Origin of the sequence: Nonomuraea sp. NPDC050556, assembly GCF_044457355.1 — a bacterium.
Taxonomy (GTDB): domain Bacteria; phylum Actinomycetota; class Actinomycetes; order Streptosporangiales; family Streptosporangiaceae; genus Nonomuraea.
The window spans coordinates 1,638,384-1,664,185 of the sequence record NZ_JBITGU010000002.1; the positions used below are offsets into that span (position 1 = coordinate 1,638,384).

At 68.8% G+C, this 25,802-nt stretch carries 25 protein-coding genes and 1 tRNA gene; 16 read left to right on the forward strand and 10 right to left on the reverse strand.

Annotated elements, in window-relative coordinates:
* The first annotated feature begins 9 nt into the window (after window positions 1–9).
* Together ACIBG8_RS25855 and ACIBG8_RS25860 are read left to right on the forward strand one after the other, a co-directional pair.
* Entirely contained in the window at window positions 10–3,414 is a 3,405-nt protein-coding gene (locus ACIBG8_RS25855) for a tetratricopeptide repeat protein (RefSeq protein WP_397345496.1), read from the forward strand.
* An 80-nt stretch (window positions 3,415–3,494) separates the two neighbouring features.
* Entirely contained in the window at window positions 3,495–3,851 is a 357-nt protein-coding gene (locus ACIBG8_RS25860; RefSeq protein ID WP_397345497.1) for a hypothetical protein, read from the forward strand.
* A 158-nt stretch (window positions 3,852–4,009) separates the two neighbouring features.
* Here the strand turns inward: ACIBG8_RS25860 and ACIBG8_RS25865 are convergent, their stop codons facing one another.
* On the reverse strand, window positions 4,010–5,797 hold the full coding sequence (locus tag ACIBG8_RS25865; RefSeq protein ID WP_397345498.1) for a bifunctional metallophosphatase/5'-nucleotidase: 1,788 nt from the start codon (window positions 5,795–5,797) through the stop codon (window positions 4,010–4,012).
* A 107-nt stretch (window positions 5,798–5,904) separates the two neighbouring features.
* On the opposite strand from ACIBG8_RS25865, the gene mshD reads away from it, so the two are divergent.
* Complete coding sequence (gene mshD / locus ACIBG8_RS25870; protein WP_397345499.1) at window positions 5,905–6,825, forward strand: mycothiol synthase; 921 nt, start codon at window positions 5,905–5,907, stop codon at window positions 6,823–6,825.
* Here mshD and ACIBG8_RS25875 read toward each other — a convergent pair.
* The 3 genes from ACIBG8_RS25875 to dcd form a co-directional block, all read right to left on the reverse strand.
* Window positions 6,803–7,801 (reverse strand): anion permease, encoded by a 999-nt coding sequence (locus ACIBG8_RS25875; protein ID WP_397345500.1) that lies wholly within the window; start codon window positions 7,799–7,801, stop codon window positions 6,803–6,805. The genes mshD and ACIBG8_RS25875 overlap by 23 nt on opposite strands.
* The gene (locus ACIBG8_RS25880; RefSeq protein WP_397345501.1) at window positions 7,802–8,419 is read right to left on the reverse strand and encodes a DUF47 domain-containing protein; all 618 of its coding nucleotides are present in this window, start codon (window positions 8,417–8,419) and stop codon (window positions 7,802–7,804) included.
* Window positions 8,420–8,584: 165 nt separating this feature from the next.
* Window positions 8,585–9,160 carry a dCTP deaminase gene (gene dcd, locus ACIBG8_RS25885; protein ID WP_397345502.1) on the reverse strand — a complete coding sequence of 192 codons (576 nt, stop codon included), beginning with the start codon at window positions 9,158–9,160 and terminating at the stop codon, window positions 8,585–8,587.
* Window positions 9,161–9,247: 87 nt separating this feature from the next.
* Here dcd and ACIBG8_RS25890 point away from each other — a divergent pair.
* The 3 genes from ACIBG8_RS25890 (at window position 9,248) to ACIBG8_RS25900 (ending at window position 11,388) form a co-directional block, all read left to right on the forward strand.
* Window positions 9,248–9,321 (forward strand) — tRNA-Gly (locus tag ACIBG8_RS25890).
* Window positions 9,322–9,454: 133 nt separating this feature from the next.
* Window positions 9,455–10,702, forward strand: coding sequence for a tyrosine-type recombinase/integrase (locus ACIBG8_RS25895; RefSeq protein WP_397345503.1), 1,248 nt, complete (start codon window positions 9,455–9,457; stop codon window positions 10,700–10,702).
* Between the two features lie 23 nt (window positions 10,703–10,725).
* Complete coding sequence (locus tag ACIBG8_RS25900) at window positions 10,726–11,388, forward strand: hypothetical protein (protein ID WP_397345504.1); 663 nt, start codon at window positions 10,726–10,728, stop codon at window positions 11,386–11,388.
* A gap of 115 nt (window positions 11,389–11,503) precedes the next feature.
* Here the strand turns inward: ACIBG8_RS25900 and ACIBG8_RS25905 are convergent, their stop codons facing one another.
* Both ACIBG8_RS25905 and ACIBG8_RS25910 read right to left on the reverse strand, forming a co-directional pair.
* Window positions 11,504–11,701: a helix-turn-helix domain-containing protein gene (locus tag ACIBG8_RS25905; protein WP_397345505.1), complete on the reverse strand. Its 198-nt coding sequence runs from the start codon at window positions 11,699–11,701 to the stop codon at window positions 11,504–11,506.
* Window positions 11,698–11,919, reverse strand: coding sequence for a WhiB family transcriptional regulator (locus ACIBG8_RS25910; RefSeq protein WP_397345506.1), 222 nt, complete (start codon window positions 11,917–11,919; stop codon window positions 11,698–11,700). The genes ACIBG8_RS25905 and ACIBG8_RS25910 overlap by 4 nt, the downstream gene beginning before the upstream one ends.
* A gap of 297 nt (window positions 11,920–12,216) precedes the next feature.
* On the opposite strand from ACIBG8_RS25910, the gene ACIBG8_RS25915 reads away from it, so the two are divergent.
* Together ACIBG8_RS25915 and ACIBG8_RS25920 are read left to right on the forward strand one after the other, a co-directional pair.
* The gene (locus tag ACIBG8_RS25915) at window positions 12,217–13,050 is read left to right on the forward strand and encodes a replication-relaxation family protein (protein WP_397345507.1); all 834 of its coding nucleotides are present in this window, start codon (window positions 12,217–12,219) and stop codon (window positions 13,048–13,050) included.
* Between the two features lie 552 nt (window positions 13,051–13,602).
* Complete coding sequence (locus tag ACIBG8_RS25920) at window positions 13,603–13,833, forward strand: GntR family transcriptional regulator (RefSeq protein ID WP_397345508.1); 231 nt, start codon at window positions 13,603–13,605, stop codon at window positions 13,831–13,833.
* A gap of 68 nt (window positions 13,834–13,901) precedes the next feature.
* Here the strand turns inward: ACIBG8_RS25920 and ACIBG8_RS25925 are convergent, their stop codons facing one another.
* The gene (locus ACIBG8_RS25925; RefSeq protein ID WP_397345509.1) at window positions 13,902–14,732 is read right to left on the reverse strand and encodes an enoyl-CoA hydratase-related protein; all 831 of its coding nucleotides are present in this window, start codon (window positions 14,730–14,732) and stop codon (window positions 13,902–13,904) included.
* A 72-nt stretch (window positions 14,733–14,804) separates the two neighbouring features.
* On the opposite strand from ACIBG8_RS25925, the gene ACIBG8_RS25930 reads away from it, so the two are divergent.
* The 5 genes from ACIBG8_RS25930 to ACIBG8_RS25950 are packed head-to-tail and all read left to right on the forward strand — an operon-like array spanning window position 14,805 to window position 19,928.
* Window positions 14,805–15,575 (forward strand): crotonase/enoyl-CoA hydratase family protein, encoded by a 771-nt coding sequence (locus ACIBG8_RS25930; protein WP_397345511.1) that lies wholly within the window; start codon window positions 14,805–14,807, stop codon window positions 15,573–15,575.
* Window positions 15,576–15,579: 4 nt separating this feature from the next.
* Entirely contained in the window at window positions 15,580–16,731 is a 1,152-nt protein-coding gene (locus tag ACIBG8_RS25935) for a thiolase family protein (protein WP_397345512.1), read from the forward strand.
* Window positions 16,728–17,120 (forward strand): Zn-ribbon domain-containing OB-fold protein, encoded by a 393-nt coding sequence (locus tag ACIBG8_RS25940; RefSeq protein WP_397345513.1) that lies wholly within the window; start codon window positions 16,728–16,730, stop codon window positions 17,118–17,120. The genes ACIBG8_RS25935 and ACIBG8_RS25940 overlap by 4 nt, the downstream gene beginning before the upstream one ends.
* A gap of 16 nt (window positions 17,121–17,136) precedes the next feature.
* Window positions 17,137–18,714, forward strand: a complete 1,578-nt coding sequence (locus ACIBG8_RS25945) for an AMP-binding protein (RefSeq protein WP_397345514.1) — start codon at window positions 17,137–17,139, stop codon at window positions 18,712–18,714.
* The gene (locus ACIBG8_RS25950; RefSeq protein ID WP_397345515.1) at window positions 18,711–19,928 is read left to right on the forward strand and encodes a cytochrome P450; all 1,218 of its coding nucleotides are present in this window, start codon (window positions 18,711–18,713) and stop codon (window positions 19,926–19,928) included. The genes ACIBG8_RS25945 and ACIBG8_RS25950 overlap by 4 nt, the downstream gene beginning before the upstream one ends.
* Here ACIBG8_RS25950 and ACIBG8_RS25955 read toward each other — a convergent pair.
* Both ACIBG8_RS25955 and ACIBG8_RS25960 read right to left on the reverse strand, forming a co-directional pair.
* Window positions 19,914–20,654: an SDR family NAD(P)-dependent oxidoreductase gene (locus ACIBG8_RS25955; RefSeq protein ID WP_397345516.1), complete on the reverse strand. Its 741-nt coding sequence runs from the start codon at window positions 20,652–20,654 to the stop codon at window positions 19,914–19,916. The two genes, ACIBG8_RS25950 and ACIBG8_RS25955, sit on opposite strands and share 15 nt — an antisense overlap.
* Window positions 20,651–21,661 carry a phosphotransferase family protein gene (locus tag ACIBG8_RS25960; RefSeq protein WP_397345517.1) on the reverse strand — a complete coding sequence of 337 codons (1,011 nt, stop codon included), beginning with the start codon at window positions 21,659–21,661 and terminating at the stop codon, window positions 20,651–20,653. The genes ACIBG8_RS25955 and ACIBG8_RS25960 overlap by 4 nt, the downstream gene beginning before the upstream one ends.
* A gap of 105 nt (window positions 21,662–21,766) precedes the next feature.
* Between ACIBG8_RS25960 and ACIBG8_RS25965 the strand changes: the two genes are divergently transcribed.
* Window positions 21,767–22,960 (forward strand): thiolase family protein, encoded by a 1,194-nt coding sequence (locus ACIBG8_RS25965; protein WP_397345518.1) that lies wholly within the window; start codon window positions 21,767–21,769, stop codon window positions 22,958–22,960.
* A 29-nt stretch (window positions 22,961–22,989) separates the two neighbouring features.
* The gene (locus ACIBG8_RS25970) at window positions 22,990–23,640 is read left to right on the forward strand and encodes a TetR/AcrR family transcriptional regulator (protein WP_397345519.1); all 651 of its coding nucleotides are present in this window, start codon (window positions 22,990–22,992) and stop codon (window positions 23,638–23,640) included.
* A 2-nt stretch (window positions 23,641–23,642) separates the two neighbouring features.
* Here the strand turns inward: ACIBG8_RS25970 and ACIBG8_RS25975 are convergent, their stop codons facing one another.
* Entirely contained in the window at window positions 23,643–24,608 is a 966-nt protein-coding gene (locus ACIBG8_RS25975; RefSeq protein WP_397345520.1) for an esterase/lipase family protein, read from the reverse strand.
* A gap of 105 nt (window positions 24,609–24,713) precedes the next feature.
* On the opposite strand from ACIBG8_RS25975, the gene ACIBG8_RS25980 reads away from it, so the two are divergent.
* Window positions 24,714–25,802 carry an NAD(P)-dependent alcohol dehydrogenase gene (locus ACIBG8_RS25980; protein WP_397345521.1) on the forward strand — a complete coding sequence of 363 codons (1,089 nt, stop codon included), beginning with the start codon at window positions 24,714–24,716 and terminating at the stop codon, window positions 25,800–25,802.

Sequence of the window (25,802 nt, forward strand, 5' to 3'; positions counted from 1 at the left end):
GCTCACTGTGTGGGTGGCTTCCTCTCGCTGGTCGAAGAGGCTGCCCGGCTGCGCGTGTTACGCCGCGGCGAGTTCCTGTGCTCGCCCTCGCTGCCGTCCAACCGGATCTTCGTGCTCGACAGCGGCTACGCCAAGGAGTTCACGCCGGTCGGTGGCAGGTATGTCATCCACGACCTGCGCGGGCCCGGTGACCTGGTCGGCGAGCTGGCCTTCTGGGACGCCGGCGAGCTGCCGTGGGTGGAGGCCCTCACCGAGGTGCGCGCGTGGCCGCTCGACGTCCGCATGCTCAGGGAGCACCCGTCCGCGCTCCCGCTGCTGCACAACGAGCTGTTCGCCAGGAGCGTGCTGGCCAGGCGGCACGAGGTCCTGGCCCGCGCGCCCGTCGCGACCAGGCTCGCGGTGTGGCTGCTGACCCTGGAGCAGAGGTACGGCCTGGCGGCCGAGTCCGCCCCTCCCCTGTCCCAGGAGACGCTCGCCGACCTGGTCGGCAGCTCGCCCGACGTGGTCCAGCGCCAGCTCACCCAGTGGGTGGACGAGGGCGTGCTGGTACGGCCGCGCTACCGGCGCCTGCGCATCACCGACACGCACGCGTTACGCGAGATCGCCGGAGCCTGGGAGCACCTGGCCACGCCGTGGGACGGAACGGTGCTCCCGCCCACGGGCGAGGCCTACGCCCTGCCGTCCACCCAGGTGCCCAGACCGGCGCAGCTGCCCGCCGACCTGCCCGACTTCACCGGGCGGCAGCAGAGCCTCGACCTGCTGACCTCGTGGCTCGACCGCGCCCGCCGTACGAACACCATGGTCATCCAGGGGTTGCCGGGGGTCGGGAAGACGGCGCTGGCCACGCACTGGGGGCATCTGAACGCCGGCCGCTTCCCCGACGGGCAGATCGTGATCGACCTGCGCGGGCACTCGCCGAGCCAGCCGCCGATGACCACGGCCGAGGCGCTCGGGCAGATCCTGCGCTCGCTGGGCGTCGGCAGGCAGATGCCCGCCTCGGACGAGGCCGAGCTGATGTTGCTCTACCGGAGCAGGCTCGCCAACAGGAAGCTCCTGCTGATCCTCGACAACGCGGCCGACCCCGCGCAGGTCAGGGCGCTGCTGCCGGGCAGCAGGGACTGCGTCGTGCTGGTGACCAGCAGGACCAGGATGGCGCCGCTGCGGGCCACGGGCGACGCGGAGCTCCTGGACCTCGACGTGCTCGACCCGGGCAACGCGGTGGCGCTGCTGGTGACGATCCTGGGCGACGGCTACGACCGCGACTCGCTGGCCTCGCTGGCGCGGGTGTGCTCCTACCACCCGTTCGCGCTGCGCATCTCGGCGGCGAAGCTGACGGAGAACCCGGGGCTGAGCGTCGAGTCGCGGGTGGAGGAGCTGCGCAGGCCCGACCGCTCGCTGACCGGGGACCCGGAGGAGGCGTTCCGCTCGGCGCTCGACCTGGCCTACGAGTCGCTCGGGCACATGCACCGCCGCGCCTTCCGCCACATCGGGCTGCTCCCCGGTCGTGACTTCACCCCCGCCGTGCTCGCGGCGGCGCTGGGCTCGCCCGTCTCCGAGGTGCTGTCGGCGCTGGAGGCGCTGCACCGCGCCTACCTGATCGAGCCGCAGGCCGGGTCGCGCTACCGGATTCACGACCTGGTCAAGCGGCTGGCCAGGGAGCTGGGCAGGCACGCGGAGGCCGGGGTGCGCGAGGCGCGCGTGCGGCTGCTCGACCACTACCTGGCCATGGCCTCGACGGCCGACGCGCAGTGGTTCGAGGCCGAGCGCCGCTCGCTCGTCTCCGTCGTACGGCTGGCCGAGGAGACCGGCAACCACGGGATCGCCTGGCAGCTCGCCGCCGCCGTCTACGAGCCGTTCACCAGGCTGCGCTACTACGAGAACAACCTGGAGATCCAGCAGACCGGCCTGGCCTCCGCGCAGAGCATCGGCAACCGTCCCGCGATCGCGCTCATGAACGGCCACCTCGGCTCCATCCACCGCGTCGTCGGCCCGTCCACCACGGCCGCCCGCCACATCCGCGCCGCGCTCGACCTCTTCGGCGAGCTCGGCGACCGCGACGGCCGGGCCCGCGCGCTCAACGACCTGGCCGAGGTGTACGGCATAGCCGGGCGCTACGAGGAGGCGCTCGACCGCGCGGGCGCGGCGCTCGACCTCTTCAACGAGCTCGGCGACCTGGCCGGGGTCGGCGACAGCCTGCACACGATCTCCCGGCTGCACCTGTCGCGCGAGCAGCACGAGCTGGCGCTGCTGCACGCGGGGCAGGCCCTGGAGGTGCGCGAGCAGCTCGGCGACCGGGCCGGGGAGGCGCAGAGCCTGATCATCCTGGCGCGGGTGCAGCAGCACCTGGGCGAGTCGAACGCGGCGCTGTCGGAGGGGCTGGAGGCGCTGTCGATCTGCGACGAGCTGGGCGAGGAGCACGCACGCGCCGAGACGCTGCTCTGCCTGGCCGAGATCTACGACTCGCTGCGCCTGCCCCAGGACGCGCAGCGCGACGCCGCCCTGGCCCTGGCCGGTTACACGGCGACGGGCGACCAGCACGGCTCTGGGCGGGCGCTCTCGGCGCTGGGGCGCATCGCGCGCAACAGCTCGTTGTACGGCGAGGCGCTGGAGCACTACACGAAGGCGCTGGCCGTACAGCAGGAGCTCAGGCACCGGCAGGGCGAGGCTGAGACGCTCGGCGACATCGGGCTGGTGCACTGGCGGCTGGCCGACTACCTGCGCGCCGACGACTACCTGCGCCAGGCGCTGGCGATCAGCAGGGAGATCGGCGACCGGCCGGTCGAGGCCAGGATGCTGAACCGGCTGGCGCGGGTGCGGCGGCGCCAGGGGCAGCCGCAGGTCGCGTTCGTGTTCGCGCTTGAGGCGCTGGACATCGTGCAGGACACCGGCAACAGGCGGGTCGAGGCGGACGTGCAGGAGACGCTGGCGCACACCTACGTGTCGCTGGAGCGGGTCAAGGACGCCCTGCGGGCGGCGCGCGCGGCGCTGGCGATCAGGGAGGAGTTGCGCGACAACAAGGCGAGCGCGCTGCTGTCGATCGCGCAGGCGCTGCACGCTTTGGGACGGCCCGCCGAGGCGCTGGCGCCGGCCAGGGAGTCGGCGGAGTTGCAGTACGAGACGGGGACGCGCGATCGGTGGGCGGCGGCGCAGACGACGCTGGCGATGGTGTTGCTGGACCTCGACCGGGCCGGGGAGGCGGCGGTGTACGCCGAGCAGGCGCGGGAGGTGCACGCGCGGTGCGGGACGCGGCGGGACCTGGGGTGCGCGTTGCGCGCGCTGGGGTTGATCGCGCGGCGGCTGGGCCAGGTGGAGGAGGCGGTTTCTTACCACGCTGAGGCGGCGCGGGTGCTGGAGGAGGTGGGGGATGTGAACGAACTCCGCCGTGTCCGCGCAGAATTACGCGAAATGTCGTGATTTTACGTCGCAGATCTTCGTGAGGGTCGTGTCGTTAGCTGGTATCCCAGCTACTCGTATCTCCGTCGGAGGTGACCACGATGCTCAAGAACCAACTGCGCAGGGACCTGCGGTGGCTCAAGCGCCAGGCACGCCGGGACCGCCGGATCGCGGTCTCCCTCCTGACCGCCGTCCTGGCCGTGTGGACGCGGCAGCTTCCCGGGGGCTCGATGGGCACCGGCGTGGTGCTGGCGATCTCCAGCGGTCTGCTGGCCGCGTCGGGGGCGGCGTGGCTCGCGTCGGCGTATTTCCTGGTGCGCGCCGGGCGCGTGCAGGCGGAGCCGGTGGAGGCACTGCGGTGGGTGTCACGGGTGCAGCGCGGGAAGGAGTGGGCGTTCTGCTCACTGGCGGCGTATGTGGCCTGGCACGCCCTGATGTTCATGGACGCACTGCTGTAGTGCACGGGCGGTCGTTTCGGCGGCGCGTTTGCCCGCTCGTCGGCCGTGTCCCTGGAAGGAGCCCGGCCACCTACGGCGACTGGGCGTCCCACGGCCTGCCGTACCCCCTGGTTATGGGGAGAGCCCCGCGCGGAGAGTTCTCCGCGCGGGGCTCCTGGTCAGTCAGTAACGGTGATGCGGTTGGTGGCCGGAGGGGCGATCGGGTTGTTCTTGCCGAGGTGGTCGACGAAGGCGTCGATGTCGAGCGGGCCGCTCCACAGGTTGGTGCCGTCCTTGAAGCCGGCGAACGCGTCGCCGCCGCCCACGAGGAAGTTGTTGGCAGCCACCCTGATCGACTGCGTGTCCGTCACCGGGGTGCCGTCGATCTTGATGTTGGACACCTTCGTGCCCCACGCGGCGCTCTTGCTGTAGGTGTACGACAGGTTCGCCGACGGCTGAAGGATCTTCTGGAACGGCTGGTTGTTCGGGCCGCCCGTGAACTGCTGCTCCAGGATCGTCTTCAGCTGCGCCCCGGTCAGCGTCACGACCTGCATGAGGTTGTTGAACGGCTGCACCGTGAACGCCTCGCCGTACGTCACGACGCCGTCGCCCTCACCGGCGGGAGAGCCGGCGAACGTCAGCGGCGCGCGCACGCCGCCCGGGTTCATCAGCGCGATCTGCGCCTCACCGCCCGTCTTCGTGGCGGCGAGCTGCCCGTCGGCGATCAGGTCGCCCAGCGGGGTCTCGCCGGACGGGGCCGCGGTGGTGGTGATGTCCGCGGTGATCCTGCCGACGACCTTGTTCGCCACTGCGGCGACGTCGGCCTTGCGGGCCGCGACCCACGTGGCGATCTCCGGGTCCGGGGTGACCGTACGGGTGACGACGTGGTTGTCGGCGGCGACGGTGCTCCGTACGACGTCACGGGTGCGCGTGTCCACCTGGAAGTCGACCGAGGTGATCACGCGGCCGAACGAGCCGCCCTGGGAGTAGAGGCGGTCGTTGCCCGCTGGGTCCTTGACGTTGCACAGGTAGGCCTGGTGCGAGTGGCCGGACAGGACCATGTCGATCTCGGGGTCGACCTGCGTCGCGATGCGGTTGCCCGCGCCGGGGATGGCGCTGCAGGCGTCCGGCGACTGGCCGACGTTGACCTGGTCGCCCTCGTGCACGAGCACGACCTGGGCCTTGATGCCGAACAGCTTGAGGATCTTGGAGGCCAGGTTGGCCGCCTTGACCTCGTCGACGAACTTCAGGTCCTTGATGCCGTCCGCGGTGACGATGTTCGGCGTGGTCTGGGTGACCAGGCCGATGAAGCCGATCGGCACGCCGTTCATCCACTTGACGCTGACCGGCGGCAGGGCGGGGACGCCCCAGTCGGACATCATCTTCGTCACCTGGGAGTTGCTCCCGAGCGCCTTGAGCGCGTCAGGGTTCCGCTCCCCCGGGTTCTTGAGCAGCACGTTCGCGCCGACGTAGTCGTACGTCGCGCCCTTCCACGGGCCTGAGGGCGAGCAGCCGTCCACCGGGTGGCAGCCGCCGTTCATGATGCGCTTGAGCTCGGCGTATCCCTCGTCGAACTCGTGGTTGCCGACGGCGGAGACCTGGACGCCGAGCTTGCCGAGCAGCTCGACGGAGGGCTCGTCGTGGTAGGCGGCGGAGATCAGCGGCGTGGCGCCGATCAGGTCGCCCTGGGCGACGCCGATCGTGTTCTGGTCCGCCAGCTGCTTCATGTGGGTCGCGAGGTAGACCGCGCCGCCTGCCTCGACGGTCTGGCCGTTCTCGTCGACCATGCGTCCTGACGAGCCGGTCGGGGGCTCGATGTTGCCGTGGAAGTCGTTGAGGGCCAGCAGCCGGACTGGAACGGTCCTGGCCGGCTTGGCCACGGCGGTGGCTGGACCGACCGCGAGGGCTAACCCGCCTGCGGCCACGGTTCCGGCCAGCACGAGGCGGAGGAGGGAACGAGACGTCATGGCCGAGACGTTACGGGGCTTATCTATGCATCAAATGTCTCAAAGGTAACGATTCATGGGGGCAGCAGATGGCGGTATTTGCCAGTGGGACGCCTAGAGTTCGAGCTGTGACGGTTCGCGTGGATGTCAAGGAACGGTTGGATGACCAGGAAGTCGGCGAGGTTCTGGGCGTCGTCGAGGCGGCCACGGAGGCGGACGGCGTCAGGCCGCTCAACGAGCACGTGATGCTGCACATGCGTTATGGCGGGGACGAGCGGGCCAGGTCACTGCTGCTGTACGACGGGTCCTCGCTGGCCGGGTACGCGCACGTGGACCCGACGGACGAGGTCGAGGGGCCGAGCGGGGAGCTGGTGATCCATCCCGCCTTCCGTCGCCGCGGCCATGGCGGGACGCTGCTGCGCGCCGTACTCGATCTTGCGGGGGGACGGCTGCGCCTGTGGGCGCACGGGGGCGGGTCCGGGGCTGCCGGGCTGGCCGCATCGATGGGGTTCGAGCGGGTCCGGTCGTTGTGGCAGATGCGGCGGTCGCTCTTCGCGCCGGTGCCTTCTTACGAGCTGCCGGACGGGGTCCAGGTTCGGGCCTTCGTGCCCGGGCAGGACGAGGAGGCGTGGCTCAAGGTCAACGCCGCGGCCTTCGCGCATCACCCGGAGCAGGGCTCGTGGACGCTCGAGGATCTGCAGTTGCGCGAGCGGGAGTCATGGTTCGACCCCGCCGGATTTTTCCTAGCTTTTCGTGATTCGCGGCTGGTCGGGTTCCACTGGACGAAGGTCCACGGTTCCACCGACCACGGGCACGATCCGGTCGGCGAGGTCTACGTCGTCGGCATCGACCCCTCCCAGCAGGGGACGGGCCTGGGCAAGGCGCTGACCCTCGCCGGGCTGCACCATCTCCGCTCGCGCGGCCTCGCCCAGGTGATGCTCTACGTGGACGAGGCCAACGCCGCGGCGATCCGGCTGTACACCGGGCTCGGGTTCAGCCAGTGGGACGTCGACGTGATGTACGCGGCTACACCACCAGCCAGTGGATGATGTAGAACGCGATGGCCGCCACCAGTGCGGCCGCCGGGATGGTGAGGACCCACGCGGTCACGATGTTGCCCGCGATCCCCCACCGGACGGCGGACAACCGCTTCGTCGCGCCGACACCCATGATCGCGCTCGTCACGACGTGCGTGGTGGAGATCGGTGCGCCGAAGCCGATGGCCGCGACGTAGAGCACGCTGGAGGCCGCCGTCTCGGCCGCGAAGCCCTGCGGCGGGTCCAGCGCGATGATGCGCCGGCCCAGCGTGCGCATGATGCGCCAGCCGCCCGCCCAGGTGCCCAGCGAGATGGCCGTCGCGGCGGAGAGGATGACCCACTGCGGGATCTCCTCTCCAGGCTGGGCGTAACCGCCCACGGTGAGCGCGAGGAAGATCACGCCCATCGTCTTCTGCGCGTCCTGGAGACCGTGGCCCAGCGCCATGCCGGCGGCCGAGACCGTCTGCGCGTAGCGGAAGCCCCGATTGGTCTTGCCGGGTTGCGCGTGACGGAAGATCCAGTAGATTGCCACCATGATCATCGCGCCGAGGGTGAAGCCCACCAGCGGTGAGATGACCATGGGGATGACCACCTTGTTGACGACGCCGTCCCAGTGGACGGTCGCCGAAGCGGCCAGCGCGGAGCCGACCAGCCCGCCGATCAGCGCGTGGCTGGAGGAGGAGGGCAGGCCGAAGTACCAGGTGATCAGGTTCCAGACGATGGCCCCGATGAGGCCGGCGCCCACGATGACCAGACCGCTGACGCCCTGCGGCGGATCGATGATGCCGCTGCCGACCGTCTTGGCCACCTGCTCGCCCAGGTGCGCGCCGAGGAAATTCATCGCGGCCGCCATGAACAGCGCGGCCTTGGGGGTCAGGGCGCGAGTCGAGACCGAGGTCGCGATCGCGTTGGCGGCGTCATGGAAGCCGTTGGTGTAGTCGAACACCAAGGCGACCACGACGACGCCGATGATGAGTGCGAGCTCCACTTAGCTTTCCTTGACCGCGATCGATTCGACCGTGTTGGCCACGTGCTCGAATGCGTCTGCGGCCTCCTCCAGCCTGTCGATGACTTCCTTCATCTTCATGACGGTGAGGGCGTCGTACTCGCCGCTGAAAAGCTTGGCGAGCAGGCGGCGGTAGACCTGGTCGCCCTGGTTCTCCAGGCGGTTGACCTCGATCCAGTACTCGTTGAGGTTCTTCATCGAGCGAAGCCGGGGCATCGCTTCCGCGGTGAGTTCTGCGGCCCGCTCAAGGACCTCCACCTGCCTGACCACGTCCTTGGGGAGGTGGTCGATCTGGTAGAGGACGATGAGGTCTGAGGCCTCTTCCATGAAGTCCATGACGTCGTCGAGGTTCGACGCGAGGCGGTAGATGTCCTCGCGGTCGAAGGGCGTGATGAAGCTCTCGTTGAGCCGGTTCATGATCGCGTGGGTGCGCTCGTCACCGGCGTGCTCGCAAGCACGCATCTTCTCGGCCAGGGCTTCCCTGTCCGAGCCGTCACTGATGATCTCAACCAGCAGGCGGGATGCTGTGACCAGATTGTTCGCCGAGTCGGCGAACAGGTCGTAGTAGCTGTCCTCACGAGGCGTGAGACGCAGGCGCACGTCGTTCTCCAGATGTGCGGGGATGGTCCGTGGAAGAGGGTACGGCTTACCAGCGGAAATGCGAACTTCACGTACTGGCTACCCTCTGTTAGGCGCGCAATACCGCTGTAGGCGGTACTTTGAGCGCCTTTTTGCCCATCACGTTACGGCCCCCGCGTTTTCTGGCTAGATGCGGGTGCGGTGAAAGTTCAGGAAAGATCGGGACGGGGTGGGTCCGCGCTGGCCCTGGTACCGCGAGCCGTACTTCTCCGAGCCGTACGGATGCTCGGCGGGGGAGCTCAGCCGGAACACGCACAGCTGGCCGATCTTCATGCCCGGCCACAGCTTGATCGGCAGAGTGGCGACGTTGGACAGCTCCAGCGTGACGTGGCCGCTGAACCCCGGGTCGATGAACCCGGCCGTGGAGTGCGTCAGCAGCCCCAGCCTGCCGAGACTCGACTTCCCTTCCAGCCGGGAAGCCAGATCCTCGGGGAGGGTGATCACCTCATAGGTACTGGCGAGGACGAACTCTCCGGGGTGCAGGATGAATGGATCATCACCTTCCGGCTCGACTTCCCGGGTGAGGTCAGGCTGCTCGATCGCTGGATCGATGTGCGGATATTTATGGTTTTCGAAGACACGGAAGAAACGATCGAGGCGGACGTCGATGCTGGACGGTTGGATCATGTCCTTGTCGAAGGGGTCGAGCATGAGGCGCCCGAGCTCGATCTCGGCCAGGATGTCGCGGTCGGAGAGCAGCACATCGAGCAACCTACCGTGGTTGGGGGTTGCGGCTTGCCGAAGTGCGGCTGGTTTCCGCTACAGTAGTGGCGCGGCTCCGGTCGTTTCGCGGGTGTAGTTCAATGGCAGAACATCAGCTTCCCAAGCTGACAGCGCGGGTTCGATTCCCGTCACCCGCTCCACTCCTTTGTCAGCCCTGACCAGGCGATCCCTTGATCGCAGGTCGGGGCTTTTGATCGTTTGGGCACATCTTGGGCACATCCGGGTTCTCTCGATTCCCTTTGGGATGGCCTCTGGCCTGCAGAAACTTGCTGTGTGGCGAGTATCGAGAAGCGCCCGGGCAAGGGCAAGAAGATCAGCTACCGGGTTCGCTGGCGGCTCGGCGGCAGCGCGGACGGAGCGTGGCAGTCCGAGACGTTCGACCAGAAGGCCAGTGCGGTCACCTTCAAGCTGGCGGTCGAGGCATGCGGGCACTACTGGCCGGACAACTGGGTCAAGGGCTTCGGCTGGGCCCCTGAGGGCCCGGCGGAGGCGGAGCCTGATCCGCCTGTGCCCTTCGGGCAGTACGCGCAGCGCTTGGTGGCGAGCTTGTCGGGGATCGAGGACCGTACCCGGAGCGACTACCTGCGCGACCTCAAGAACCACATTCTGCCGGTCTTCGGCGAACTCGATCTACGAGACGAGAGCCAGGTCTTCGATCGGGTCACTGTCTCCACCTGGGTGAACCAGCTCCACCGAGGCATTCCGGACCCTGTCGAACCGCGCCAGTGGCTCCGGCGACCTCTGGCGCCCAAGACCATCCAGAACCTGCACGGGCTGCTCTACACGATCCTGCAGAGTGCCGTGGAGGCCATCCCGCCGATTCGCAGCTCGAACCCGGCCGCACGCACCCGCCTGCCTCGGCTGGACGACGGCGAGGGGGACGACGAGATGGTCTTCCTCACCGAGCAGGACTTCAGCCTGTTGCGCTCCTGTGCCAAGGCGGATGTCCGCGACATGCTCACCGTGTTCGTCGGCACGGGGCTGCGCTATGCCGAGCTCGCAGCCTTGCAGGTGCGTGACATCGAGCCGTTCGCCAAGCCGGTGCCGACTTTGCGCGTACGGCGGGCGTGGAAGAGGCAGGCGGACAACACCTTCAAGCTGGGCCCGCCCAAGACCAAACAGTCCCGGCGGACCATCGCCCTGTCGCCGATGGTCTTGGACGCGATCCTGCCGCACATCGCCGGCAAGTATCCGGAGGAGTTCGTCTTCAAGTCGCCGACCGGGTCGTGGTGGCGGCACTCGTCCTTCTACGACCGCCGCTGGATCCCGGCGGTCGACGACGCGATCTCCCGCGGGCTGACCAAGCGTCCACGCATCCATGATCTTCGTCACACGCACGTGGCATGGCTGATCTCCGACAACATCCCGATGGCTGCCATCCAGCGCCGCATGGGCCACAAGTCGATCACCACGACCATCGACCGCTACGGTCACCTGCTGCCCTACGTCGACCAGGACCTCATCGAATCCATCGATCGCGCCCTCGGCGGTGGCCTCCGCGCCGTCCGGTCGGTCGCCTGATCCGGAAGGGGAGGAGAGTGGGGATGCAGACCCCGAGTCCGGACTCGGACTCACCCGCACGGCGGGTCAGCAGCTCGGAGGAGGCGTTCACCCGGCGGATCGTCACGGCCACGATGCTGACCATCGCGGCCCTGACCTTTGCCTTCTCCTTCGGTAACGTGTGGTCGCTGGGGTTGAGGCTCGGTGTTGCGCCCTGGCTCGCGCCGTTGATTGGTCCCGCGGTCGATCTGTCGGTGATCGGGCTGATCGTGGGAGTCCGTCATCTGGCGCTGTGTGGGGTGCGGGCCGCCGAACTACGTCCGGCACGGCTGTTGCTGGCCTTTTCGGGTCTGGCGACGTTGGCGTTGAACATCGCCGAACCCATAGCCGGAGGCTTGTACGGCAAAGCTGCCTTCGACGCCGTCGCGCCGCTGCTGCTGATCGGCTGGAGCGAGGTGGGACCCGGTCTCCTCGGACGCCTGCAGCAATTCCGGCACAGCGCTGAGCCGGCGAGTCCGCGTCCGGACCCGCATGCCGCACCGGTAGACCTGCAGTCCGATCATGACCTGGTCGAGGAAGCGCTCCGGATCGACGCCGAGCACCGTGCCCGCACTGCAGGGCGGCCGGTCTCGGCTGAGACTCTCCGCCGTGAGCTTCGGATCAGTTCGGCTCGCGCTCGCCTGCTCGCGAAGAGTGTGCGTCAGTAGGTCTACAGGTCCGAGTCGATGTCGGTTCTGGCCAGGCGGCGGGACGGGACGGCGTACCAGCCCAAAGGCGAACTGGCGCCCTTGATGGACCTCTACGGCGCTGAGGCCGTGCCTCTCATGGTTGCCTCCCAGCCGGGATCGCCGGTTGGCGGGCGGCGCGAAGGATCTCCTCCAGGTCGTCCTCGGTGAACCGGACGTGCTTGCCCAGGCGGGTGTGCGGGATCTGGCGTTTGGCGACCTTCTCACGGAGCCAAGACTCGGGCACGTTGAGGCGCTCGGCGGCCTGTTTGAAGGTGAGGGGCGGATGGGTCATGCGGCCTTCCTCATCCGCCGCCGCTCGTCTTCAGTCGTGCCGCCCCAGATTCCATAGACCTCGCCGTATGCCAGGCCATAGGCCAGGCAATTGACCCGGATCGGGCACGAGGTGCAGATCCGCTTGGCCTCGCGGACCGAGCCACCTTGAGGCGGATAGAACAGAGCCGGGTCCATACCGACGCATGCGGCCAGACCCCACCACGCCGCCTTCAGCACGCCTGATCGTGAGCTCGTCACGGCCCCGCCCACGTGATCCTCGTTCCTCCGCAAGGGAACGAGTGAAGTCGCCGCATGGCTACGGCTCCACAACGCGTCACTGTCATGGCAAATTGGGGCAATTCCTCAGATCCGCACACTGCGCCTGGAATCAATTCCAGAAAGTAGTGCATTCTTAGATTAAGCCGGGAACCTCTGGCATGTCTATGGCAAGTGCTCTGGCAGAAATGTTCGCCAAAGGTCCGCCAGAGGTGTGTGCTATAAAGCCCACCCTTCATTGGAAGAGAGGAAACCTGATTGCGCCGACACTCTCCCCAATCGCTCGTTCGGCTGGCAGCACGACTCACCGACCGGGATCGTCAACTGCTCCACATCATCCAGGAGCAGCGAGTCCTCACCCTGGCTCAGCTCGCCCTGATGTTCTTCGACAACGAGGACCTCGCCCGTAAGCGCCTCCGCACCCTGCACGACCTCGGGCTTCTGGAGCGTTTCCGTCCTCGCCTGCCCATGGGGATGGGCACCGCTCCCTACCACTACGTGATCGGGCCTGCGGGCGCAGCCGTGCTCTCGGCCCAGAACGAGGGCGCTCTGTCCACCGCCGACTACCAGGCGGCTCAGACTCTCGCGATCTCCCAAAGTCAGCGCCTGGCCCACACGATCGGCGTCAACGGTTTCGGCGCGGCACTGCGCGGGCTCGCCCGCAGGTCGACGACCGCTGAGCTGCTGCAATGGTGGCCAGAAAGCCGTTGCCGTCCGATGTGGGGCGACATCGTCCGCCCGGACGCCTATGGGCGCTGGCGCGAGAACGGCCTGACCTTCGACTTCTTCCTCGAATACGACACCGGCAGCGAGTCGTTGGGGCGCGTCGCTGGCAAGCTCGCCGATTATCAGGCGCTGGCCGAGTCCACGGGGCTCACCACGGTTGTGCTGTTCTCGCTGCACAGCAGGCAGCGTGAGGCCAACCTTCGGCGCAAACTGACAGACCCGCCTGTCCCAGTGGCCACAGGTGTCCGTGGTGTCGTGGATGACAGCCCGGCAGGGGAGGAATGGCTTCCAGCCGATACGAAAGGCACTCGCATGAGGCTGTCCCAGTTGGCCACGCACTGGCCTCATCTAAGAATAGGGAAGTAATGCCTATATGAGTCGGGGCGACCAGCGTGCCTCCAAATGGCGGTTCCACCAGCGCATCCGCCCTTGCATGCCCCTCCCACTCTAAATTGGAAGGGTAATCGGCAGGCTAATGCGCTGGCTATTGGCGGCCCGAAGGATCAGCGCGCTTCACCGGCGATGAGTCGCCGCCAGAGCTCCTCCGCATCCCGCGCTCGCGTCCACACGGATTCGCACATCTCGGGCCGGCCGTTCCTCCTGTCGATGCGGCGGACGAACATCAGCCCACCGGCTGCGCACATCTCGTACACCGTCGGCAGGCACTCGCAGGTGTGGGCGCGCACGCGCACCCGATCGGTTCGCGGTACGCACGGCGACCAGTCCACACGCTCGCATGTACTGCGCGCAGGAGCGGGATGGATGCCGTGGTAGGGGTTCGGGTCAGCCATGGCAACGGGATCTCTTGCATGTGGGGGCTCTGGCCCGAGCGTAAGTCAACCTGTCTTAACCTGTCTACACCATTCCTAGGAATACCTGTTCTATGCCTGCATCACCCTGCCTACCTAGAGTCATCTTGTGATCGAATGGGACCCCAGGCTCTACAAGTGGGAGCAGATAGCAGGCGTCGTCGCCGAGCGGATCAAGGACGGCACCTACCCGCCCCTGGCGCTCATCTCTGAGGTGAAACTCCAGGAGGAGTTCGACGTCGCCCGGGTCACGGTTCGCAAGGCGATGGAATCCCTTCGCGAGCAAGGGCTGATCACTACCAAGCCGGGCAAGGGGTCGATCGTCAATCCCGCCGAGTAGGCGAAGCAAGCTCGGCCCATTCGCTCATTGGACCGGCTCCCTTACCCGCTCAAGGCGTAAGGGTCTGCCTACGTCCAGGGCAGGTACTCCGGCAGGTCCGAACTGACCCTGCCCGGGAAGTTCGGCGAGCGCCGCTCCAGGAATGACGCGATGCCCTCCATCGCGTCCGGCGTCGCCATGGCGCCCGCGATCAGCCGGGAGTCCAGGCGGTGAGCAGCCTCAGGGGAGTCCTTGCCGCTGAGCCGGTAGAGCATCTGCCGAGTGATCGCCACAGCGACAGGCGCGGTCTTCGAAGCAAGCTCCTCGGCAAGCGAGTAGGCCCGTCGAAGCAGCTCCTCGCGGGGGCGCACCTCGGACACCATCCCGGCGGCCAGCGCTTCGTCGGCTCCGAACACCCGGCCGCTGACCATCCAGTCCAGGGCTTTGCCCATGCCCACAAGCCGCGGCAGGAACCAGGCCGAGGCGCCTTCCGGGACGATGCCGCGACGGGTGAAGACGAAGCCGAAGCGGGCGTCCGGGGAGGCGAGGCGGAAGTCGCAGGGCAGAACGATCGTCGAGCCGGCGCCCACGGCAGCGCCCTGGATCACGGCAATCACCGGCTTGCGCAGGGCGAAGATGCGCATGGAGCAGCGCCCGGCGGGTTCGTCCCACGTCTCGTCGTCCTCGGCGCCAAGGTCGAACGCGCCTCCTGACAGGTCGGCGCCCACGCAGAAGTCGTCGCCTTCTGCCTGGAGGACCACCACCCGGACCTCGTCGTCGGCGTCGGCGCGGTCGAGGGCGTCGGCGAGTTCGTCGGCCATGGTGACGGTGTAGCTGTTGCGGGCGTGGGGGCGGGCCAGGTAGATCGACGCGATGCCGCTGGAAACGTGATACCCGACCTGCTCGTAATCGACGGACACAACCGCTCCCGAGAGTTGACCAACCGTACGTACGGTCAATATTGTGACAGCAACCCACCTTGAGGAGCAACGATGAGCGAAGACCCCCCGGCGGTCATGCGACGGGTGGGCCACGTCGCGGTGATCACTCTGAACCGCCCGCACGCGATGAACGCCATCAACGCCGCCATGTCCGTCGCGGTCGAAGAAGGCATCGACGAACTGATCGCCGATCCGGAGCTGCGGGTCGGCGTGCTCACCGGAGCCGGGCGCGCGTTCAGCGCCGGCGCGGATCTGAAGGAACTGGCCGCCGGCCGTCCACTCATCACCCGCGAGCAGCGGGAACGGGGCTTCGGCGGCTTCGTCCAGCGACGCGTCGCCAAGCCCCTCATCGCCGCCGTCAACGGCTACGCGCTCGGCGGCGGCACCGAGTTGATGCTCGCCTGCGACCTGGCCGTCATGAGCGAGAAGGCGACCCTGGGCCTGCCGGAGGTCCGGCGGGGCATCATCGCCGCGGGCGGCGGGCTCTTGCGGTTGGCCCGGCGGATCCCGCTCGCCATCGCGCTGGAGGCGATCCTCACCGGTGCTCCGATCACAGCGGAGGAGGCCCTTCGCTTGGGGCTGGTGAACCGGGTCGTGCCCGAGGCCGACGTTCTCGACACGGCTTTGGAGCTCGCCAATCTGATTGCGCAGAACGCACCGCTTGCCGTACAGGCCAGCAAGCATGTGGTCTACGAGGACTTGACGCCCGAAGCCTGGGCGGTCAGCAACCAGGCGATCCGCGAGGTCCTCAAGAGCGAGGACGCCAAGGAAGGCCCTCGGGCGTTCGCGGAGAAGCGTGAGCCCAGCTGGAAGGGCCGGTGACGGCGTGAGCAGGGCATCCATCGCCGGGCTCGGGCTCACCGAGGTCGGCAAGGTGTACGACCGCAGCGCGACCGACCTCGCCGCCCAGGCCGTACGGCTGGCCGCCGCCGACGCGGGACTCGACCTCACCGCCCTGGACGGGCTGCTGGTGACCGCCGGAACCCGAGGTGCGCCGAAGCTCTCGCTCCAGAAGGTGCTCGGCCTGCGGGATCTGCGGTTGCTGGCCGAGATCGGAGCGCTCGGCGCCAGCCCCGGAGTGATGATCGCCTACGCGGCGTACGCCGTCAGGACGGGCGCGGCCTCGGCCGTGGCCTGCGTCTTCGCCGACACCCCCCTGCGCCCCAAGGGGTCGGGACGGGACGCCTTCGGAGCGACGGGAAGTGCCGGATTCGCCGGCTACCTCGCCGGATCCGGTGCGGTGTCGCCGAACCTCTTCTACGCCCTCGCCGCACGACGCCACTTCGAGACGTACGGCACGAGCAGCGAGCAGCTCGGCGCCATCGCGGTAGCCCAGCGTCAGTGGGCCTCGATGAACCCGGTGGCGCAGTTCCGGACTCCCATCTCGCTGGCCGAGCACCAGGAATCCCCGCTGATCGCCGATCCGCTGCATCTGCTCGACTGCTGCCTGGTCTCCAACGGCGCCGCCGCGGTGATCGTCACCACGGCGGAACGGGCTCGCGACCTGGCCCAGCCACCCGTCGACATCCTCGGCTGGTCCCAGGCCCATCCGGGACGGGTGATGCACCGGGACTCGCAATTCGGACTGCGCACCGGCGCCGCGGACGCCGGACCGGCCGCGCTGCGGATGGCCGGAGTCACGATCGACGATGTCGACCTGCTCCAGCTGTACGACTGCTACACCTACACGGTCATGGTGACGCTGGAGGACTACGGCTTCTGTCCCAAGGGGCAGGGCGGCGCCTTCGCCGCCGAAGGCCACCTCGCTCCCGGTGGGCGCCTGCCCTGCAACACCGGCGGCGGTCAGCTGTCGGGTTTCTACCTCACCGGGTTCACGCCCGTGGTCGAGGCCGTCATCCAGGGGCGCGGCCAGGCGGGGGAACGCCAGGTCGACCGGCGCGAGATCATCATGGTCAGCGGCAACGGCGGCATTCTCGAACACCACGCGACCCTGGTGCTGAACGGAGCGGGCCGATGACCACCTGGCCGTTGATCCAGCGGGACGACAAGAGCGCGCCCTTCTTCGACGCGGCAGCCCGTGAAGTCCTCGTCATCAGGCGATGCGAGAGCTGCGGCCAGGCGTTGCCGCCTGAGGCGGCCGTCTGCACGACCTGCGGCGCGACCGGGCCCGCCTGGTGCGACGTGGCGGGGACCGGACGGCTCGTGTCGTGGACCGTGGTGCACCGCGCGCCGAACCGCGCCTACACCGACCTGGTGCCCTACACCGTCGCGATCGTCGAACTCGACGAGGGCCCGTGGCTCCACGCCCGCCTGGAGACGGACTCCCCGTCCGCCGGCATGGCGTTGCGCGCCGTCTTCCGCCACCCGCAGGGCAGCGAGAGCTACCCGGTGTTCACCACCGTCTGAAACCAGGAGTCTGCCCGTGGCCGTCACTCAATCCGACCTCGCCACCCTGCACGAGGCGATCGCCGAGGAGCTCGCCGACCAGCCCTGTGTGATCGCGGAACGCACCTTCACCTGGCGGGAAACGACCGAACGCACCCGGCGGCTGGCCGCTGTCCTCCGCGCGCACGGCCTGGGCCGCCGGCGTCCCGGCGCGGCCACTCCCGCCTGGGAGACCGGGCAGGACCACCTCGGTGTGTACCTGCACAACGGCTCGGAGTACCTGGAGAGCGTGCTCGGCGCGCACAAGGCGTCGCTGGCCCCCTTCAACATCAATTACCGGTACACCTCCGACGAGCTGGCATATCTGCTGCGTGACGCCCGCGCCGACGCCCTGGTTTACGGCGAGCGGTTCACGCCGGTGCTCGCGGAGGCTCTCACCGGACTCGACCACCGTCCCCTCCTGCTGTGTGTCGCTGACGGCAGCGGTCATCCCCTGCTCGACGGCGCCATCGACTACGAGGTGGCGCTGGCCGCGGCCGACCCTGCCGACGGCGTGCCGGAAACAAGTGCGGACGACCGCCATCTCCTCTACACCGGCGGCACCACCGGGATGCCTCGGGGCGTCATCTGGCGCGTGGGCGACATGCTCAGCGGTCCGATGGGGGTCCGAGAAGGTCGGCTGAGCCGCGGCCGGGCGCTTCCCGCACCTCCGTTGATGCACGGAGCGGGGATCGGCTTCGCGTTCGGCGGCTGGCTGGGTGGCGCCACCGTCGTGATCCAGCCGAATCCGGAACGGTTCGACGCCGCCACGCTCTGGGAGACCGTCGAGCGCCAGGGAGTCACCTCGCTGATGATCGTAGGCGACGCCTTCGGCACCCCTCTGGTGGAGGACCTGGAGAGGTCGGCCAGGAAGCTGCCTGAGCTGCGTCTCATCGTGAACAGTGGCGCGGTGCTGCGCGAGGAGACCAAAGCCCGGCTCCGGGAACTGCTGCCGCACGTCCGCCTCGCCGACGTGCTGGGCTCCTCCGAGACCGGCCTGCACGCGCGGCGCGGCAGCGGCGGCGGCAACCGGTTCGAGAGCCGGGGCAACGCGATCGTCCTCGACGAGACGCGGACCCGCCTCCTGGTGCCCGGCGAGCCGGAGGTCGGCTGGCTGGCCCAGGGCGGCTCGATCCCGCTGGGCTACCTCGGTGACCCGGAGAAGACCGCCGCCACCTTCGTCACCGTCGACGGCCGGCGCTTCTCCGTGCCAGGAGAGCGGGCCCGGCTGCTGGCCGATGGCATCGAGTTCCTCGGCCGGGACGCGACCACGATCAACACCGGCGGTGAGAAGGTCTTCGCCGAGGAGGTCGAAGCCGTCCTCCGGGCGGTGCCCGGCGTGCTGGATGCGCTCGTGGTGGGCCGCCCGAGCGAGCGCTGGGGGCAGGAGATCGTCGCGCTCTATCACCCCTCCGAAGAGGGAGTGGCCGCGGCGGAGCTGGCCCGCGGCTGCCGGGAGGTGCTGGCCGGATACAAGGTGCCCAAGGCCTTCGTTCGCGTCGATGAGGTGCGCAGGCAGGCCAACGGCAAGGTCGACTACGCATGGGCGCGCCAAATGATCAAGGAGACAGAGTGACCATCCCCGACCTCGGCAACCCCGATACCTATCTGAACGGGTTCCCCCATGAGGTTTTCGCACGTCTGCGGCGGGACGATCCGGTGGCCTGGTGCCCGGAACCCGCCTCCGCGGACTTCGGCGGTGGTCCCGGGTTCTGGGTGGTCACCCGGCATGCCGACGTCACCACCGCTGGCCGGCTTCCCGATGTGTTCAGTTCGCATGTGGGCGCCACCGTGGTCCGTGATGTCAGCCCTCGCGACCTTCGCGTCCAGCAATTGATGATGCTGAACATCGACCCGCCGGAGCACTCCGCGATGCGGCGCATCGTGAGCAAGGCGTTCACCCCTCGCATCGTCCAGCAGCTGCAGGACTCCTTCGTCAGGCACGCCCACGACGTCGTGGACGCGCTCGGCGACGGCGGCGAGATGGACCTGGTGCCTGCCGTCTCGGCCGAGATGCCGCTGCTGGTGCTGGCCGACATCCTGGGCATTCCCCGGTCGGAGCGGCATCTGCTGTTCGACTGGACGAACCGGATGGTCGGGTTCGACGATCCGCAGGCCGTGGACCGCACCTCCTACATCACCGCCTTCGGCGAACTGTTCGCCTACGCCCGCGAACTGACCCGCCACAAGCGCGCCAAGCCCACCGGCGACGTGTGGAGCCTGGTCGTCAACGCCGAGATCGACGGCGAGCGGCTCAGTGACGACGAGCTCGACCGCTTCTTCCAGCTCCTGGTGATCGCCGGGAACGAGACCACGCGCAACCTGCTCACCGGCACCATCCTCACCCTGGCGCAGCACCCCGACCAGTGGCTCCTGCTGCGCCGGCAGCCCGAGCTGCTGCCGCAGGCCATCGAGGAGGTCCTCCGTTTCCACAGCCCGGTCATGCAGTTCCGCCGTACGGCTGTCGCCGACTTCGAGCTGGGCGGAAGCAAGATCCGCGCGGGTGACAAGGTCGTGCTCTGCTACGCCTCCGCCAACCGCGACGAGAACGTCTTCCCCGACCCGCAGCGTTTCGACATCACCCGCACCGACAATCCGCACCTGGCCTTCGGTTCCGGCCCGCACTTCTGCCTCGGCAACTCCGTGGCCCGCCTGGAAGCCCGCGTCCTGTTGAAGATCCTGTTCGAGCGCTTCCCGAGGATCGAGGTCACCGGTCCGCCGGTACGGTTGCGCTCCAACTTCATCAACGGCATCAGCGAGCTTCCCGTACGGATGTCAGCCGCGCCATAGTTCGGCCCCCGGCCTGAGGACGGGCAGGTGGGGAACGACCGCCCGGCGGCTCAGGCGGGTGATCGCCAGGGCCAGCTCGGCGACATCGGCGGCGGAGATCATCTCCTCCGCCGGGATCCGGTCATGGATCCAGGCGCTCATGTCGGTGTCGACGTAGCCGGGGCAGATGGCCGTGGCTGATACGCCCGCCGAGGATTCCTCCGTGTTGACCGCCGCACACAGGGCGACGAGCGCGGCCTTGGTGGCGGCATAGGCGGCCAGTCCCGGCTCGGGGGCGAAGGCGGCGAGCGACGACACTGCGATGATCTTCGTTCCGGTCGCCGGCTCCAGCTCGGCGGTGGCGCGGAGGAGGTGAAGCAGCTCGCCGATCAGCAGGAACGGGGATCGGACGTTCACGGAGACCTGCTTGTCGAACCGCTGGATCGGATACTCGGCCAGCCGCCCGGCCGATCCCACTCCGGCACTGATCACCAGAGCGTCCAGGCGCCCGAACCGCGCGGTGTGCATGGCGGCGATCCTGCGAACGTCCTCCTCGGCCGCCATGTCGCCCGGCTCCGCTTCGACCCGTGCCCCCAGGGCGCTCAGCCGTACCGCCTCCTTTCGCAGGGCATCGGACTCACGGGCGGTGAGGGTCAGGTCGTAGCCCTCCTCGGCGAGCCTGCGGGCGATCTCCAGGCCGATGCCTCGAGAGCCGCCGGTGACCAGGGCTGTCCGGCGCGGCCTCACAGCTGCTCCAGCCCGTTCTGGACCAGGGTGGGCACGCTCTTGCCGATCGCGTCGAAGCCCCGGCCGACTGTCGCTCCCTGAAGGTGGCGGGCGTGGATGCCCTCGGCGATTACCGCGATCTTGAAGTAGGCGAGCGCCAGGTAGAACGGCAGCTCGGACAGGTCGCGACCGCTTCGCGCGGCGTACCGCTCCGCCAGCGCCGTCCGGTCGGGGAAGCGCGTGCTGGAGGTCGCGGTCGGCTCACCGAGCAGCGCGTCAACGACCGGGTCGCGGTAGGCGAGAAACGTGCCGAGATCGGCGAGTGGATCGCCGAGCGCCGAGAGCTCCCAGTCGACGACCGCCAGGACACGACCGAGGTCGTCGGGGGCCAGGATCGTGTTGTCCACACGGAAGTCGCCGTGCACGATCGAGGCCGCGCTCTCGGCCGGGGTCGTTGACTCCAGGAGGTGGTGGAGCCGGTGCAGGTCCGGAAGGTCGCGGGTCGCGACCAGATCCCACTGGCCGCGCCAGCGCTTGACCTGCCGGGCGAGATAGCCCTCCGGCCTGCCGAAGTCCGCCAGGCCGATCTCTTGGTACGGCACCGCGTGCAGGGCGGCCAGCTGGTTCACCAGCCCGTCGGCGCACGCGTCCAGCTGTGCGGGGGTGAGGTCGTCGAGTTCCTCCTGCGTGCGCAGGACTCGCCCCGTCACGTAGGCGACCACGCTGAACGGCGCTCCGATCACCTCCGCGTCCTCGCACATGGCCACTGTGCGAGGGACCGCCACCGCGGTGTCCTGCAGCGCCGACATCACCCGGAACTCGCGGCCCATGTCATGGGCGGAGGGGGTCAGCGGGCCCAGGGGCGGTCGTCGCACGATCCAGCGCGCCTGGCCGTCGGTGACGAGGTAGGTCAGGTTGGACCGGCCGCCGTGAATGAGCTCGGCCTCCAGCGGCCCGGCGCACTCGGGCACGTGTTCGCCGAAATATCTCTGGAGCGCGGCCAGCTCGAGTCCAGGGATCCCCATCATCTATCTCCCTACTTATCGTACGCTAAGCACTAATGCAGCCTATCTTGACGTCCTTCCGGGCAAAAGGCTAACTTTTGCTTAGCGAGCGATAAGTAAGGACTGTTGATGAACGAAGCCGTGATCGTCGACGTGGTGCGGACCCCCTCCGGAAAGGGCAAGCCGGGCGGCGCGCTGTCCGGCGTCCACCCGGTCGACCTGCTCGCCACCGTGCTGGAAGCCCTCATGCAGCGCAACGACCTGGATCCCGCGCTCGTCGACGACGTCATCGCCGGCTGCGTCACGCAGAGCGGCGAGCAGTCGATCAACGTGGCCCGCCACGCCCTGCTGGCGGCAGGTCTGCCCGAGTCCGTCCCGGGCACCACCGTCGACCGGCAGTGCGGCTCGAGCCAGCAGGCGATGCACTTCGCGGCCCAGGGCGTGATGGCCGGGGCGTACGACATCGTCATCGCGGCCGGAGTCGAGTCGATGAGCCGGGCCCCGATGGGCTCCAACACGCTGGACCGGGACTTCCGGGGCCCGTGGCTGCATCGCCGCTACCCCGAGGGCCTGATCCCGCAGGGCGTCTCCGCCGAACTGATCGCCGCCAGGTGGAAGCTCGATCGCGAGACGCTCGACGAATACGCGGCGCGCTCCCACGCTCGGGCCGCCGCCACGGCCGCGGCGGGCGGATTCGACCGGGAGATCGTGCCGGTCGAGGTCATCGGCCCGGACGGAGCGATCCACTCACACACGACCGACGAGACCGTTCGCGCGCAGACCACTGCCGAGAGCCTCGCCGCGCTGCGCCCGGCCTTCCGCCATGAGCCGTCCGCCGCGCGGTTCCCCGAGATCGGGTGGGGCATCACGCCCGGCAACTCCTCACCACTCACCGACGGCGCCTCCGCCGCGCTGATCATGAGTGCGGACATGGCCGAGCGCCTCGGCCTGCGCCCGCGAGCACGCTTCCACGCCTTCTCCGTCACCGGCTCCGACCCGCTGCTCATGCTCACCGGCGTCATCCCTGCGACCCAGAAGATCCTGGCGCGCAGCTGGCTGAGCATCGAGGACATCGACGCCTACGAGGTGAACGAGGCCTTCGCCCCCGTGCCGTTGGTCTGGCAGCAGGAGATCGGCGCCGACCCCGAGCGGCTGAACCCGCGCGGCGGCGCGATCGCGCTCGGCCACCCGCTCGGCGCCTCCGGGACTCGCCTGCTGGCCACGCTGCTCAATCACCTGGAAGACACCGGTGGACGCTACGGCCTGCAGACGATGTGCGAAGGCGGCGGCATGGCCAACGCCACTATCATCGAACGACTCTGACGTTCATGGCCGATCGGCGAGGAGTCCGCGTGAGCACGGCGAGCTGGCGCGACTTCGCACCCCTGGAGCTGCACCCCGTCCTTCAGGGGGCGCTGGCGGCCTTCGACGAGCACGGCTACCACGGCACCACCGTCCGCGACATCGCCCGGCGCGTCGGGGTGACCGTGCCCGCGCTGTACTACCACTACGAGAACAAGCAGGCCTTCCTCGTCGCGCTGCTCGAAGCGTCCATGCACGACGTGCTCGACCGCTGCCGCGCGGCGCTCGCGGAAGCGGGCGACGGCCCGGTGGAGCGTTTCTCCGCGATGGTCGAGTGCCTGGTGCTCTACACCGCCAACCGCCGCGACCTGGCCTTCCTGGATGCCGAGCTCCGCAGTCTGGAGCCGCAGAACCGGGCCAGGTACGTGGCGCTGCGCGACTATCTCGAACACCTGCTGCTCGACACGGTCCGTGCCGGGACCGAGGACGGAATCTTCCGGACGGCGCATCCGGCCGACGCCACGCGTGCCGTACTGACGATGTGCCTGGGAGTGGCGACGTGGTACCGCCCCGACGGCCCGCTGCAGCCCCAGACCATCGCCGAGCGCTATGTCGGCTTCTGCCTGGGCACAGTCGGGTTCGCCGGGGATCTGCCGGTGGCCGTTCGACGGCGCCGGCGGGCGGCGCCGTCGAACGGCTGACCTCAGAGCATCGAGCCGTACGGCTCGGCGTAGGAGGGCAGCGGCGGTTCGGCTGAGACGGACGGCTGGCCGCCCGCCAGTCCGGCGAGCGCCGCGGCGATGGTCTCCAGCGCGGCGGGTCCGGGAAGGACCGAGTCCGCCATGAAGGGGAACAGGCACAGGCTGAGCCGGTTGCCGATGCGGCTCGGAACGGCCGGTCCGCTGTGCGTGAGCGCGTCCATCGTCAGAGCGAACCCGACCGAGTCCGCGAGCATGGTGACGTGGTCGGCGACGCGGAGCGGGCAGATGCTCTGGACGGCGACGTTGACCGCCCCTGGCAGGGTGCTCGCCCTGCGGGCCGGGGCCACGACCTCGTCGGTCAGCGAGTAGGCCGAGGTGTAGGAGGGACCGGCGGGCAGCGGGGCGCTCTGCAGGGCGTTCATGAAGTGGGAACCGAACGAGGCCCGCCAGGCGACCGGTGGACACCACGACCCGGCACACAGGACGTTGCCCGCCGCGACTCCGGCCATCGCGCCGGCCAGCGAGATCACGTCGTCGGTGTGGGCGGCGACATCCGGCCAGAACTTCGTGGCCCACACGATGAGCGAGCCGCCCTGGCTGTGCCCGATCATCGAGATCTTCTGGCCTGACTGCTGGTAAGCGTGGCGCGCGGCGTGGACCACGTACTCGACGGAGATGACGGGGTCGACGAGGGCCCGACCTGGAAGGGTGACCGTGCACACGCCGTACCCGGCGCGCGGTAGGGCACGCATGTAGTTCCAGTCCCAGTAGCCCTCCACGGCACCGCCGGTGCCGTGGACCAGCAGAACCGTTCGCTTGCCCTGCACTGAGGGGTCACACCAGACCGCCTGCTGGAGGGTGGCTGTCGGGGTGGTCAGCGGCGGTCCTGAATCCTCTGCCTGCGCGGCGGCCGGTGCCGAGAGCAGCGCCGACACGAGAACGCTCACTACGAGAGCCAGACGTTTCATGTGAGATTCCTCACTTGTGGGGGGTGACCACAACGTAATAGTGACCGTTCGTACGGTCAATAGGTGGTATATTGACCGTACGTACAGTCAGACAGTGGAGGCTGCGTGAAGATCGAAGCTGCGGTTCTGCGTGACCCCGGCGGTCTCTACACGATCGAGCACGTTGATCTGGCGGACCCGGGACCGGGGCAGATCCTGGTCCGGATCGCCGGCACAGGCTTCTGCCACACCGACGTGCTCCCCAGGGTTCCCGGCTATCCGGCCGCGCCGCCGATCATCACCGGTCATGAAGGAGCGGGAGTGGTCGAGGCAGTCGGGCCGGGAGTGAGCGGAATCGCTCCGGGTGCCCACGTCGTGCTCTCCTTCGACTCGTGCGGGCGCTGCGACAACTGTCTCGGCGGGCATCCGGCCTACTGCGCGCACATGTTCCGGTTGAATCTCACCGGCGGCAGGAGCCCAGTGAGCGATGAGGAGGGCAAGCCGCTGGCCGCGCGCTGGTTCGGCCAGTCCTCCTTCGCCACGCACTCGCTCGCCACCGCGCGCAACGTGGTCGAGGTCGACCGGGACCTGCCGCTGGAGCTGCTCGGCCCGCTCGGCTGCGGAATCCAGACAGGCGCGGCCACCGTCCTGGTCGCGTTGCGTGCACGGGCGGGGTCGAGCGTCGTGGTGTTCGGCGCGGGCGGGGTGGGACTGTCCGCGGTGATGGCCGCACGGGTCGCCGGAGCGGCGACGATCATCGCCGTCGATCTGCACGACAACCGGCTTGACCTCGCCCGCGAGCTGGGCGCGACCGCGACCCTGCCCGGCGCGGACCCCGATCTGGTCCGGCAGATCCACCGGCTGACCGGTGGCGGCGGCGCCCAGTACGCGGTCGAGACCACCGGATCACCCAAGGTGATCGAGAAGGCGGTTGACGCACTGCGGCCCACCGGCACGGTGGCTCTGCTCGGAGTGCAGAGCGGGCCGCTGGTCCTGCCCCCAACGGCGCTGGCTCAGGGCAAGAACATCATGGGCGTCATCGAAGGTGACGCGGTTCCCCAGAGCTTCATCCCGCGACTGGTGGAGCTGTGGCGGCAGGAGAGGTTCCCTTTCGACCGGCTGATCAGGACCTACCCGCTCAGCGCGATCAACGACGCGGAGCGGGACTCGGCCTCCGGCGTGACCATCAAGCCCGTTCTCCTTCCAGGGAGCTGA

Bases quoted from the DNA above. Each gene is read 5' to 3' on its own strand.
- ACIBG8_RS25865 (WP_397345498.1), bottom strand. From the start codon at position 5,797: ATGACGTCTCGTTCCCTCCTCCGCCTCGTGCTGGCCGGAACCGTGGCC.
- ACIBG8_RS25960 (WP_397345517.1), bottom strand. From the start codon at position 21,661: ATGATGGGGATCCCTGGACTCGAGCTGGCCGCGCTCCAGAGATATTTC.
- ACIBG8_RS25930 (WP_397345511.1), top strand. From the start codon at position 14,805: ATGAGCGAAGACCCCCCGGCGGTCATGCGACGGGTGGGCCACGTCGCG.
- ACIBG8_RS25900 (WP_397345504.1), top strand. From the start codon at position 10,726: ATGCAGACCCCGAGTCCGGACTCGGACTCACCCGCACGGCGGGTCAGC.
- ACIBG8_RS25940 (WP_397345513.1), top strand. From the start codon at position 16,728: ATGACCACCTGGCCGTTGATCCAGCGGGACGACAAGAGCGCGCCCTTC.
- ACIBG8_RS25860 (WP_397345497.1), top strand. From the start codon at position 3,495: ATGCTCAAGAACCAACTGCGCAGGGACCTGCGGTGGCTCAAGCGCCAG.
- ACIBG8_RS25975 (WP_397345520.1), bottom strand. From the start codon at position 24,608: ATGAAACGTCTGGCTCTCGTAGTGAGCGTTCTCGTGTCGGCGCTGCTC.
- ACIBG8_RS25965 (WP_397345518.1), top strand. From the start codon at position 21,767: ATGAACGAAGCCGTGATCGTCGACGTGGTGCGGACCCCCTCCGGAAAG.
- ACIBG8_RS25905 (WP_397345505.1), bottom strand. From the start codon at position 11,701: ATGACCCATCCGCCCCTCACCTTCAAACAGGCCGCCGAGCGCCTCAAC.